This is a genomic window from Methanobacterium sp. BAmetb5, assembly GCF_003491305.1.
Classification (GTDB): domain Archaea; phylum Methanobacteriota; class Methanobacteria; order Methanobacteriales; family Methanobacteriaceae; genus Methanobacterium.
This window is the reverse complement of sequence record NZ_CP022706.1, coordinates 1,689,824-1,702,757: the sequence shown is the minus strand read 5'-3', so window position 1 is coordinate 1,702,757 and position 12,934 is coordinate 1,689,824. Positions and strand designations below refer to the sequence as shown.

Here is a 12,934-nt window from a genome sequence, read left to right as displayed (position 1 = left end):
CCAATTCACTCAAAATCTATATTGTTAGAATATGAATACTTCACCAGATAGTTCATGGTCCCTTTTCAAAGATCATAAACAACTGGTCCGGTAAAAAATCATGTTTTTCCAGAAGGGAAAATCCAGCCTGTTTCATGACATCTAAAAGAACAATTTCTGAAGTGTAATGTCCAAAAATGCCGGTGAAACTGAGTTTCTTCCTATTGTAATCAATGAATGCTATTTTTCCGTTATCTTTCAGGGAACCCTTGAGGTTCTGGAAATATTCAATCTGGTTAGAGATGTGGTGGAACACGTTACGCAAGAAAAAGAGGTCCACTCTTTTTTCAGGTAACTTTATCCAGTCCGGATTAGCCAGAATAGTTTGTACGTTTTGAATGCCTTCCTTTTGAATATCATCCCCTATATACTCGAGAGATTTTTGATGAGTGTCAATGGCGTAGACCTGTCCCTTACTTCCCACTTCCCGGGAAAATTCACGGGTAAAAAATCCTCCACCACACCCAATATCCCCTACTACATCTCCGTTGTGAATATTAAGGTGTTCTATGATTTCAACAGGCTTATTTTTTGCTGAAGATGCTTCTCTGTTTAACATTTTCAATCGAAACTTAGTTAACATCTTGATCCCTCCCAGTTAACTCCCTGATACTGATTTAATGAGTCTCCCTGATTTTGAAAGATTAAAGAGGAGCATTGGTGAGTATAGTTCCCCAGTTAACCCTTGATCCTACCTCGGGAGTTACCAGCAAGTTTTTCTCTATTTTACCCATATCCGCCAGATAGGCCACTGCCTCGTGGAAGGAAACCCGGGGTCCATCATTTATTTCCCGGGCCTTGGGCATGGACAGTGCCTGGTATCCTTTTTCCTCAATCAACTTGCTTAAATGTGAGGTTATGGATTTTAACTGGCAATTTGTCACATCATAAGGATGTTTTTTACTTCGGGATAGTTCTTCCGGAGTCAAGTAGGGTAAAGTCACTCCAATTGAAATAGCTCGCGGATATTCCTCAATTAAGGAGCCGTATTTCTCAACCAGGGTGTTTTCAACCAGGGAAAGGTCTACCATGCCCAGGTAGTAATCCTCACACTCAGTTTCTATGACATTTCTGATCATGTTTTCACATTTCATGGTTCTATTCACCTCGATTCTATTTTTCTCTGATTAAAAGCCATTATTGGGTTTAATAATGGCAGTTCAGCAGAAGAATCCACTAAACTGCCCGTAACTGTTTAATTTAATTTTTCTCATCATCATCCATACTCTACCACCCGGTTTATTAGCGGGTCATTGACTTCCGGAAGAGTGGCACGGCAATGGCCATGGTAACCACTCCAAATCCAATCAAAATAACCATCTGATAGAGTACATCCCCAATTCCAGCGTTGAGGAGGATTATTTTACGCATGGCATCTGCGGCGTAGGTCAGGGGGATGAACTGAGATATGGTTTGCATGAACCCGGGCATCTGCTGGATGGGGTAAAACACACCTCCCAGGAAGATCATGGGAAACATCAACAGGTTCACGATCATGGTTCCCGATGCCTGGTCTCCCGACATGGAAATGGCCAGGATCCCTAATCCTATGAAGCTAAATATTCCCAGTAGGAGCATGAAGAACGCCAGTAAAAGGCTTCCCTGTACTGTAACTCCAAAGAGGAGCATGGCCAGGCCCAGAATTATGACACACTGCAGGAATCCCCTGATACACAGAGCAGCAGTTTTACCGATTATGACCGAAATTTGACTGATTGGTGCAGATAACATCCCATCAAAGGTTCCTAATTCTTTTTCCTTGGAGATGGCCTCGGGAATACCGGTCATGACCCCCATCATCACGATCATGATCATGAGACCCGGTGCCAGGAAGTTGAAGTAGTTGGTCTCCCCGGGTATGGTGGTTGAAACTTGAGGTACGTAGGGGAATATGATTGCCTGAGGGTTTATCTGCTGGTTGGTTTCTTTGGAAAGTTCTAAAACAGTAGCCTGGGCTTTCATATCGTTAAGACCATTTACGGTGCTGGATAAAACCTGTTGTATCTGGGTAGCACTCTGGGGGTTGCTGTTGTCAATGTATACCGTGAAATCTCCAGATTTGCCCGTGGTTAAGTTCTCAGTGAACCCCGGAGGTATGATAAATGCTCCGTATATTTTTCCCTGGTTGATCTGGGTTTTAGCCTCATCCACACTGGAATAGTTGGTAAAATCCATGAAACTGGTATTTTGATTCATTAAATCTAGCTGTGCTATGAATTCCTGGCTGGCCTGTCCTTGGTCCAGGTTGACTATTCCCATGGGCATGTGCTGCTGGGTGTTGCCGCTGGGGAAGATGAAACCGAACATTACCAAGAAGATCAGGGGCATCATGACCAGGGCTGCCAGTTGCATCTTGTTCCGCCGGAATTCCAGTAGGTCCTTGGCCATCACATGGTAACTGTCCTTCAGTATTTTAACTGCATCCATGATTTCACCTCACCCTCGCTTTGGGTGCCCTTCCATGCCCGTGTTGGACAGGAACTGCTTTTTCATTGGCCTGGTCACGCATCTCTTTACCGGTCACCACCAGGAACACGTCTTCCAGTGTGGATTCATTGCTGTTAGTCACCGAGGCAATGTTTCCTCCGGCACCGCGGATGGTGTCGATGATCTGGTTCAGGGCATCTTCTCCCTGGGCACTGATCTTCAAATTGTAATCATCCTGCTGGGACACCGCCGTGACCATTTCCAGGGAACGGACCTTTCCAATGAGTTCCTTGGTCAGGTTGTCGATTTTAACACCAAAAACCGTGGTGTCCCCGTGGGATATCATATTTTTAAGGTTCTGCGGAGTGTCCAGTGCAGCGATTTTACCGTGGTCAATGATAGCCACCCGGTCACTGAGTGCCTCTGCCTCGGTCATGGCATGGGTGGTTAAAATAACGGTCATCCCGCTTTGATTAATTTCCCGGGTGATGTCCCTTATGGAAAAGGTGGTCTGGGGGTCCAGACCCAGGGTGGGTTCATCCATGAATAGTATCTCTGGTTCCGGTAGAAGGGCCCTTATCACATTGATTCTCTGCTTCATACCCGTGGAAAACTTACTGATCTGGGTGTTTTTCCATTCTTGCATGTCTACCAGTTCCAGTAATTCATCGATCCTTTCTTCCAGTTTCTGTTTAGGCATGGCGTAGAGTTTTCCGAAGAATCTTAGGTTTTCAGCTGCGGTAAGGCGGTCGTACATGATCATCTTCTCCGCCACCAGGCCTATTTTCTGGCGAACCTGGTCTGATTCTTTGATCAGATCGTAGCCGGCAACTGTGGCTGATCCCGATGTGGGCTGGGCCAGGGTGCACAGCATTCTTATGGTGGTGCTTTTACCTGCACCGTTAGGGCCTAAAAACCCGAATATTTCACCTTCTTCTACATTCAGTGACAGGTCATCCACTGCGGTGAAATCACCAAATTTTTTGCTGAGGTGGTTGAGTTCAATGGCGTGTTCAGTCATATTCGCCTCCTTTCCTAACATTTGAGTAATTGAATTCTAATTTTTGAGTTGCAATTAAATTCGTTTTTTCTGTTTTAATCATGAAATTACATAGCTCACGCTAATTAGACGGTTAATTTACATTAAATAATAATGAAACACTGACAAATGCAGTGTTTTTTATTTTGAGTTTATAATTTGTGGTTATTCTAAGTTAAAGTGATAAATTTCCCCTATTCCTTCTGAATGGAATTTTTAATGGCTTCCAATCTCTGACTTAATTCCCCAATTAACTCCCCATGAGGGGCCAGTTTTTCTTCTTTGATATCTTCCAGGTAAGAAACATATCCTTCAATTTCCGTCAAGGCCCTGGTTATGGAGTATTCTCCACGATCCATCTTTTCATGGGGTTTAAAACGTCCGTAGAGTTTTGCCAGAATTTTTTTCCCCTTTTCAGTTAGTTCGTATTTGCCATCTTCGCGTTTTATTAAGAGTTCCTCGTTGACCATCTTCTTCAGCATAGGATATACTGAGCCCGGTGATGGTCGGTAATGCTTGCGACTGGGGCCATGTCCAGGATAGTGCATGGTACATGATTCCTGGTGTGCCTGGATGGCATCCATGATCTCTACCCCATTTCCCGGACCATTTTCGTCCAGAACATGGAGTATTAATACTCTTAACCCTCCTAAACGTTGCATCTGTTCCATTTTTTCATGGAATTCACTGTGCAGATTTCGAAAAGCATCCCACATATTGAATCATTACCTCCTTTAGATCACCATATTTTGTTTATCGTAATATCGATATTAAATCGTTAATTTGATATTATGGAATAGCCTATTTATGATTTAAATGGATTTAATGGCCTTTTTCCAACATGAATATCAAGTTACCGATATCGACTAATCGATATTAAGATGGACCTTATATAAATAGTTTGTGGTTTGAAGATAGTGATCACTATAATCAAGCCCGGAATTTAGAAAGGATGTGAAAAAAATATCCGGCCTCAAGTTAATCCCGACCTAGAAACACTACATCTTTAGATGAGAATTTAACGGTTTAATTTCATCATAAATAGGTTTTCCAGTTAAAAAATTCCTCAAAGTCTGGTTGAAGAGTTTAGGGGATTCCATATTCCACATATGGCCCTTTTTAGGTACAATATAAGCCTGTGAACTGGGTAGAAACCTATCCAAATCTCCAGCAGACTCTTTGATGACTTTGTAATCTTTTTCTCCCACCATAACCAGAACCGGCACATCAATCTTCCCCAATCCCGGCAGGGACCTGAAAAACAGGTTCTCGTGAAGAATTCTACGCAGGGCATCGCCACTGATCTGCAGGGTGGAATTCTGGAACTGGTCAAAATAGTCTTTGGAAATATTATAAGTCCGCATGTAGGCCTTTATAAAGAAGCGAGTATCCTTTACTGGTTCATAAGATCTAAACGTGTAATCCACTAGGTTCAGAAGTGTTTCGTTGTGGGAACTGGTGCGGAGCAGGGTTCCAGTAAGGAGTGCATGGTCCACTACCTCGGGGCGGGTGGCCAGAATCTGGACTGCAACCTGCGCACCCAAAGACAGCCCCACCAGATGGGCTTTTCCATTATGGGCCCTGTTTTGGATGAGATCCACCACCATTTCCGCGGCCCCGGCAATGGTGAAGGGTTTTACCCCGGAACTCTGCCCGTGTTCTGGAAGATCCAGAACCAGACAGTGATAATCAGGGAAGGCTTTCACCTGCTCATTCCATATCCAGCCAGCCAGTCCTTCTGCGTGGAGGAAGATTATGGTTTCAGGGTTTCCCTGACCAGTTTCTACGACATGTAAATCCATAAAAATCCCCATAATCTAATTCCCTCGAGATTAAAGAACATACTCCATGTTATATGCTCCTTTCTTCCAACCAAAGAGAGATATAATTCTTTCCTTGAATTTTTTAAAGCCGGAACGTTCATAAAGCCGGAGAGCGCCCTCATTTTCAATATCCACATCCAAGACTGCCCTTCGGCATCCCTTTTCCCGGGCCATTTTTATTCCCTCTTCCAGGATAAAGGAACCTATTCCCCGGCCCCGTGCACTTTCATCCACGGCTACTATGGCATAGTAGAAGTCCTCCTCCTCCAGATCAGATAGAAAGATGCTGTCTATTATTTCAATCATGGCCAATTTGAAGGCGTCAATTAGGTTAAAATTACCTGCAAAGAACTTAAATTCAGAGATGGTTCCCATTCTTTTCCCAGCAGAACAAACCAGGACCCCCATGATCTCCTGGTCATCATTGGTTACCACATAGGTATGTTCATTTCCAAGGTTGTTTTCCCCGATTTTGACCAGTTTTCCCAGTTTCCGTGAAGCACTTTTCTTGTTACCAAAGAAAAAGTCAAAGGTTTCAGCATCAGCTTCATAGATAAGTTCCCCTATCTTATAGGGGTTGTGATGGTTTAAATCCATTTTTCGAAGGTGCATTTATCATTGAACTCCTTTAAATGTTAATTTTAGTAAAGTAGAAATGCGAATCTTTTTTACGCAAATAAGGCCGGGGAGCACCCCAATTAAGTTGTTGTTCTTTACTAACAATATTTACACTTGAAATATACGGCTGAATTGATCAAATAGTATTATGATTAAATTATGATCATGATCACTATATCTCAGATTTAGGTAAACATGTTTACACTGGCAATGTATGGCTCAACTTGAAGTTTAGTATGACGTGTGGACCAATCATCCACATCCCGGATCCCCGGTTATTATACTCCCAATCTGCGTTTAAGGGTAAATTCTGGAGAATGGGAGAGTTTTAGATTTAACAAATTATATACCCTGATACATATAAATTAGAAGGTGTATGGAAACCAAAAGAATGGTACTCCTGGACATTGATTATGTCACCCGGGACGATAAAGCAGTGATAAGATTATTTGGAAGGGAAAAAACCAGTGCAGAGGGTAAATCCATCATAGTACAGGACAATGGATTCAAACCCTACATCTACGTGGACCCCCTCAACCGGGATCAGTGCCGTGAACAGTTAAAAGATCTGGATGTGGTACTGGTGGAAGAGGTTAAAATGAAGGATCTGGGTCGTGAAAAAGAATTCTTGAAGGTTACCTTCAACCATCCCCAGGATGTTCCCAAGTTAAGAGATAAAATACTGGATTTGAGCCAGGTCAAGGATATTCGGGAGCATGATATACCATTTTACCGCAGATATCTCATAGACAAAGGACTATTTCCCATGGCAGAGGTGGAAATAGAGGTTGAAGAGGCCTCTCCCCAAACCTGTACTATTCCCCTGGATATTGACACTCAGGTCATGGATTTAACAGGAGAAATCCGACCCATAAGCTCTGATTTTCCGGATCTTAAGATTTTAAGTCTGGATATTGAAGTCTACAATCCCGATGGTATGCCCAACTCCGAAAAGGATCCCATTATAATGATCAGCCTTTCCAGTAACCGAGGTCTGAGGAAAGTGCTGGCCACTGCCGAGTCACCCCTGGACTTTGTGGAGACACTGCAAGACGAGGCAGAGATGTTAAGGAGATTCACGGCCATTGTGGAAGAGGAAGACCCCGATATTCTCATTGGTTACAACTCCGACAACTTTGACTTCCCCTACATCCGGGACCGGGCCAGCATCCTGGAGGTTCCCCTAACCCTGGGTACCGATGGTTCGGGGATTAAATTTATGAAGAGAGGTTTCACCAACGCGGCCCTGGTAAAAGGCAGGGTCCATGTTGATCTCTATCTCATAATGCGCCGTTACCTCCAGCTGGACCGTTACACCCTGGAAAGGGTTTACCTGGAGCTTTTCGGTGAAGAGAAATACGACATCCCCGGGGATGAGATCCACCAGTACTGGGACGACTGCGGCCCCAAACTGGAAAAATTATGCCATTATTCCCTGGATGATGCTGTGGCTGTTACTGAAATTGGGGAAAAGATGATACCTCTGACCCTGGAACTCACCCGTATTGTGGGGCAGCCCTTCTTTGACATGGCCCGCATGGCCACTGGCCAGCAGGTAGAATGGTACCTGATTCGCAAAGCAAATCAGCAGAAAGAAGTGGTGCCCAACAAACCATCAGCATCCCAGTACTCCAACCGGAGGAGTAAACGGGCCAGTGGAGGCTACGTGAAGGATCCAGTTAAGGGATTACACGAAAAAATTGTTTACTTTGACTTCCGGAGCCTGTACCCCAGTATCATCATCTCCAAAAACGTTTCCCCCGATACCCTGGTGGATGAATGCAACCCGGAGGAGTGCCATATTTCCCCAGAAAGAGGATACATGTTCCTCAAGGAACCCCCGGGATTTGTTCCTTCCATCATCGGAAACATTCTCACCGAGAGGGTGCGTCTTAAAACCCTCATGAAGGAATCAGAAGATGAGGAGGAGAAAAAAATCCTTAACGTGCAGCAGGAGGCATTGAAAAGATTGGCCAACTCCATGTACGGAGTTTACGGTTACTCTCGGTTTAGATGGTACCGTCTGGAATGTGCCGATGCCATCACTGCCTGGGGGCGGGATTACATCAAAAAAACCATGGCAAAGGCTGAAAATTTCGGTTTCAAACCGGTTTATGCTGATACTGATGGTTTTTACGCAGTTTATCAGGAAGAAGATTAATAAAATTTAGTTTGAGGGTTACCCTTCACCATCCTCATAATCCTGCAAACTCATGGAAACTAATAATTACTACGGAAGTTGGTGGACTCATGTTCCATATAGCTGAAGATAAGGAAATTAAAGAGGGCAAAATCACTGATGTGTACTTTCAGCGAACCCTGCAGATACTGAAAAAGAAAGACATTAACCCCTGGGTTCGGGCCGAGTTCGTGGCCAAATCCCTTCCTGATGAATGGTCCTGGGCTGTGCTGGCTGGTTTAGAGGAGATAATTGATCTTGTAAAGGATTTACCAGTTAAAGTGAGGGGCATGAGGGAGGGTACTGTTTTTTATCCCAATCAACCCGTCCTGGAGATCGAGGGTTATTATCAAGATTTTTGTATCTACGAAACAGCTATCCTTGGCCTGATGTGCCAGGCCACGGGTATTGCCACCAAAGCCGCCCGTTACAAGAAGTTGGCCGGGGAGCGCCTGGTGATGAGCTTTGGTACCCGGAGGATGCACCCGGCTATTGCCCCCACCATCGAAAGAAGTGCCTTTATAGGTGGGTGCGACGGTGTTTCCGTGGTTAAGGGTGGGGAGATCATAGGGGAAGATCCACTGGGTACCATTCCCCACACCCTGGTGCTCTGCACTGGCTCCACTGTAGACTCAGTACAGGCTTTTGATGAGGTTATAGACCCAGATGTTAACCGGGTGGCACTCATTGACACCTTCAACGATGAAAAGTTCGAATGCCTGAAGGTGGCTGAGGCCCTGGGTGAAAAACTGTACGCGGTCCGTTTTGACACTCCTTCCTCCCGTCGTGGGGATTTTCTTCACATCCTCCGGGAAAGTAGATGGGAACTTGACTTGAGAGGATTTGAACAGGTTAAATTCTTTGTTAGTGGCGGTATCACTGAAGAGGAAGTTCCCCATCTGAATCCACTGGTGGATGCCTATGGTATTGGAACTTCCATCAGCAACGCTCCAGTGGTGGATTTCTCCATGGACCTGGTTGAAATAGATGGAAATCCACTGGCCAAGAGAGGCAAGTGTTCCGGGGCCAAAACTGTGTTACGATGTCCCCAATGCCACGAAGATCTCCTTTTACCCCTGGGAAAGGAAGTTAAAAAATGCCAGTGCGGTGGAAGTTATGAACAACTCCTGAAACCACTACTGGATGGTGAAATTCTCTATGACCTTCCAGAGCCAGGTAAAATCAGGACATACACCTTAAAACAGGTCAAAGATTTGCCGGATCTGAACCCTGGCCATTAATACATGTTTACAATTTGATTAGGCAATTGACGTTGTATTTAAACTATGAATTAACATTTACTGGAGAAACGAGATGAAAAGAGCACTGCTGGTGATAGATGTGCAGGAGGAATACTTTTCCGGGAAGTTACCGGTGACCTATCCTCCTGAGAGTTTGGAGAATATTTTAAAGGTCATGGACACTGCCCAGGACCAGAAAATCCCCATTACCATCGTGCAACACACTGCTACTGCAGAAAATGCCGAAACATTTGTTAAGGGAACCCCTGGTTGGGAACTTATCCAAGAGGTTTCAAAGCGTCCGTACGACCATCTGGTGGAGAAAACACTCCCGGGAAGTTTCACCAGCACTGATCTGGAGATCTGGCTCCGGGAAAGGAATATTAACACTGTGACCATTTCCGGTTATATGAGCCAGATGTGCTGTGACACCACTGCCCGGCAGGCTTTCCACCGGGGCTTTAAGGTGGAATTTCTCTCGGATGCCACCGGCACCCTTAACGTGGCCAATTATGCCGGTAAGGTGACTGGGAAAGAATTGCACCGTGCCATTCTAGTTACCCAGGCCATGCGTTTCAGTGAAGTATTAAACACCACAGATTGGATGGCAAGATTAGAATAAACCTTGATAACACCTTAAACATATTATTTCATGGGAGAAGGAAGAATCTGAATAGGAGTATGAATTAAATTATAAAAATTAAATTATTAAAATAGAATTGATCGGGGGGTTGAAAACGGATAATCAATGTTATGAAAGCTATCCGGGGTGGATGGTTGTTCTATCTAATGCCCTAACCATCTCCATCTACATCATTGGTGCTTTCATACTTTACGGTTTGGGAATCATTTTTACGGCATTATATTTACTATTCTGCCTGTTTATGGAAATCAGACTGTTAAAGAAAGGTTGTGTAAACTGTTATTACTACGGGAAAATCTGTGCATTTGGTAAGGGCCGATTATCATCCTATATTTTTAAAAAGGGTGATCCAGAGCTGTTTAGCCAGAAAGATGTTTCCTGGTACACAGTGCTTCCCGATTTCCTGGTGTCTTTAATCCCCATAGCCGGGGGAATATTAATTCTTATCCATGAATTCAACTGGTTGATCCTGATACTCATGGTAATCATTTTTATCCTGTCATTTGCTGGCAACGCCCTGATCAGATCCTTAACTTGCAAATATTGCCGGCAGAGAGAGCTGGGCTGTCCTGCTGCTGAACTATTTAATAAATGAATTAAGTGGTTATATGGCGTTTGATAAGATTAAATTAAAAATCGATCCCACTACTGTTTTACTATCCTGTGGAAATCCTGCAATCGAATATTATGCTCGAAAAGATCTTTTAGATGAAGAAATGGGGACTATAGAAGATTTATGGCAGCTTCCACCTGTTTTACGGATCCTCAGAAAACAGGAGGAGGATGGATACTGGAAATATCCGGGTAAGATACGGGAAGAAATACGTTCCCGAGAGGATTATAATCAGGTGGAGACCTACCGGGTTTTAGGAGAACTTATCTGTAAATATGGATTGAACAAAAGGCATCCGCAAATACAGAAAGCCGCTGAATATTTTTTCAACTGTCAGACCAGTGAAGGGGATTTTAGAGGTATTTACGGTAATCAGTATGCCACCACCTATTCACCGGCAATTATGGAGCTACTAATAAAAGCAGGCTACGAGGATGATCCTCGGATCAAAAAGGGTTTCCATTGGTTGCTTTCTCTGAGGCAGGAAGATGGAGGTTGGGTTATTCCCTTCCGAACTTCTGGTATGAACATTAAAGAAGCATTACTGGCCAGCGAACCGGAAATGCCCGATCAAAGTCGGCCATTTTCTCATTTAGTAACCGGTATGGTTCTTCGTGCATTGGCAGCACATCCAGAATATCGTAAATCCGAGGAAACTAAAAAAGTTGCCCACCTTCTGGCCAGTAGATTATTCCAGGCAGATAAATATCCTGATCGGAAAGGTAGAGAATACTGGGAACGGGTTTCCTATCCATTCTGGTTCACAGATATTGTTAGCACCATGGATTCATTATCACTCATTGGAATAAAAGATAATCCAAATATACAGGAAGGATTAAAATTTCTAATCGAAAAACAAAACGATGAAGGTCTTTTTGATTTAAAAATTGTGAGGGGAAGTGATAAAGACCTTAAATACTGGATTTGTGTTGTTGTCTGTAGATTGTTAAAAAGATATGGTTAAATACAGAATAATAATTGGTCAATAAATAATTTAGATGATTTCATGAACTCGAAAACAATAAAGAATATGGCGGGTGAACTGGGAGCGGATCTCTGTGGCGTTGCCAGTGCAGACAGATTTAATGACGCTCCATCAGGATTCAATCCCCGTGATATCTATTCTGAATGTGAATCAGTGATAGTTTTTGCCAAACGTGTCCCGGCAGGATCTTTACAGGCAGAAAACTGTATCCCTTATACTCATATAAGTGAGGTTATTACTGGAGAAGTGGACCGGTTAGGAGCTGAACTCTGCCGGGAATTAGAAGAATTAGGAATAATTGCCGTGCCCATACCTTCTGATGACCCTTCCGAGTACTGGGAATCTGAAAATAAACATGCCAGGGGTATTTTATCTTTAAGACACGCCGGGTATCTGGCAGGACTGGGTGTTATGGGGAGAAACACTCTACTCACCAACCAGAATTATGGAAACATGATCCAGATCGGTGCGGTTCTGGTCAATATTGAACTTGAAAATGATCCTTTAGCCAGCTACAGTATCTGTGCAGAGAAATGTAATTTATGCCTTGATTCCTGCCCTCAAAATGCATTGGACGGCGTTACCGTTAACCAAAAACGTTGCCGCACCCTTTCCGCCTTCACAACCGAGAGAGGATATATCCTCAAAAAGTGTCATACCTGCCGTAGTATCTGCCCCCATACTCTGGGATTAGCTGGGAAAAAATAAACCCGTTCCGGAGTAGTTTTAATCATCTACCAGTTGAATTTAAAATTTAATATATTATTTAGAGGATTACCCATGGAAAATATGATAATTGTTGAAACTGACGCCCGTGATCTGAATTTAGTCCAGCCATTATGGGAAAAACTGAATCAACACCATCTAAATCAGGAATCAAATTTCAAGGAGCATTATGCTCATTTTACCTTCCAAACACGGGCTGAAGTTCTGTTGAAAAAGTCCCGGGAAGGCGATATGCACATTGGACTGGTAAAGAATAAAAAATCAGGAATTACAGTGGCCTATTGCATCACCACCATCAACCAGGATAAAGAAGGAGAAATTGATTCCATCTACGTTGAAGAGAATTGCCGGGGCCAGGGTTGGGGAGATGAGTTAATGAGACGTTCCCTGAAATGGATGAAGGGAAAAAGTGTGACTAAAAAGAGTGTGCGGGTGTCGTTTGGTAATCAGGAAGCTGTGCCCTTCTATGAACGTTACGGATTCCACCGGCGATCGGTAACCCTGGAGCAAATCCCGGATGAAGAACGGTAATTTAATTAATACTAAAATGATATTTTTATTAAAATACAGCCACTGATATTATAAGCGAAGGAGGATTCTT

14 protein-coding genes are annotated in these 12,934 nt (G+C 43.6%); 7 read left to right on the top strand and 7 right to left on the bottom strand.

Annotated elements, in window-relative coordinates:
• Positions 1–52 precede the first annotated feature (52 nt).
• From CIT02_RS08280 to CIT02_RS08250, 7 genes are all read right to left on the bottom strand, one after another.
• Entirely contained in the window at positions 53–622 is a 570-nt protein-coding gene (locus CIT02_RS08280) for a class I SAM-dependent methyltransferase (protein WP_292611456.1), read from the bottom strand.
• 61 nt (positions 623–683) lie between these two features.
• Positions 684–1,133 carry a 4Fe-4S ferredoxin gene (locus tag CIT02_RS08275; protein ID WP_292611454.1) on the bottom strand — a complete coding sequence of 150 codons (450 nt, stop codon included), beginning with the start codon at positions 1,131–1,133 and terminating at the stop codon, positions 684–686.
• 148 nt (positions 1,134–1,281) lie between these two features.
• Positions 1,282–2,466, bottom strand: coding sequence for an ABC transporter permease (locus CIT02_RS08270; RefSeq protein ID WP_292611452.1), 1,185 nt, complete (start codon positions 2,464–2,466; stop codon positions 1,282–1,284).
• Positions 2,467–2,470: 4 nt separating this feature from the next.
• Positions 2,471–3,487 (bottom strand): ABC transporter ATP-binding protein, encoded by a 1,017-nt coding sequence (locus tag CIT02_RS08265; protein ID WP_292611450.1) that lies wholly within the window; start codon positions 3,485–3,487, stop codon positions 2,471–2,473.
• 212 nt (positions 3,488–3,699) lie between these two features.
• On the bottom strand, positions 3,700–4,221 hold the full coding sequence (locus tag CIT02_RS08260) for a helix-turn-helix transcriptional regulator (protein ID WP_292611448.1): 522 nt from the start codon (positions 4,219–4,221) through the stop codon (positions 3,700–3,702).
• A 282-nt stretch (positions 4,222–4,503) separates the two neighbouring features.
• Positions 4,504–5,307, bottom strand: coding sequence for an alpha/beta fold hydrolase (locus CIT02_RS08255; RefSeq protein WP_292611446.1), 804 nt, complete (start codon positions 5,305–5,307; stop codon positions 4,504–4,506).
• Between the two features lie 30 nt (positions 5,308–5,337).
• Positions 5,338–5,940: an N-acetyltransferase gene (locus CIT02_RS08250; protein WP_292611444.1), complete on the bottom strand. Its 603-nt coding sequence runs from the start codon at positions 5,938–5,940 to the stop codon at positions 5,338–5,340.
• A gap of 382 nt (positions 5,941–6,322) precedes the next feature.
• On the opposite strand from CIT02_RS08250, the gene CIT02_RS08245 reads away from it, so the two are divergent.
• The 7 genes from CIT02_RS08245 to CIT02_RS08215 all read left to right on the top strand — a co-directional run bounded on the left by CIT02_RS08245 (position 6,323) and on the right by CIT02_RS08215 (position 12,864).
• Complete coding sequence (locus tag CIT02_RS08245; RefSeq protein ID WP_292611442.1) at positions 6,323–8,107, top strand: DNA-directed DNA polymerase; 1,785 nt, start codon at positions 6,323–6,325, stop codon at positions 8,105–8,107.
• 89 nt (positions 8,108–8,196) lie between these two features.
• A complete protein-coding gene (locus CIT02_RS08240; RefSeq protein WP_292611440.1) occupies positions 8,197–9,366 on the top strand; it encodes a nicotinate phosphoribosyltransferase in 1,170 nt (389 codons plus the stop codon).
• A 73-nt stretch (positions 9,367–9,439) separates the two neighbouring features.
• Positions 9,440–9,988, top strand: coding sequence for a cysteine hydrolase family protein (locus CIT02_RS08235; protein ID WP_292611438.1), 549 nt, complete (start codon positions 9,440–9,442; stop codon positions 9,986–9,988).
• Positions 9,989–10,139: 151 nt separating this feature from the next.
• On the top strand, positions 10,140–10,604 hold the full coding sequence (locus tag CIT02_RS08230; RefSeq protein WP_292611436.1) for a hypothetical protein: 465 nt from the start codon (positions 10,140–10,142) through the stop codon (positions 10,602–10,604).
• A gap of 13 nt (positions 10,605–10,617) precedes the next feature.
• Complete coding sequence (locus CIT02_RS08225; RefSeq protein WP_292611434.1) at positions 10,618–11,586, top strand: hypothetical protein; 969 nt, start codon at positions 10,618–10,620, stop codon at positions 11,584–11,586.
• 42 nt (positions 11,587–11,628) lie between these two features.
• A complete protein-coding gene (locus CIT02_RS08220; protein ID WP_292611432.1) occupies positions 11,629–12,315 on the top strand; it encodes an epoxyqueuosine reductase in 687 nt (228 codons plus the stop codon).
• 72 nt (positions 12,316–12,387) lie between these two features.
• Entirely contained in the window at positions 12,388–12,864 is a 477-nt protein-coding gene (locus tag CIT02_RS08215) for an N-acetyltransferase (RefSeq protein ID WP_292611430.1), read from the top strand.
• Positions 12,865–12,934: the final 70 nt, after the last annotated feature.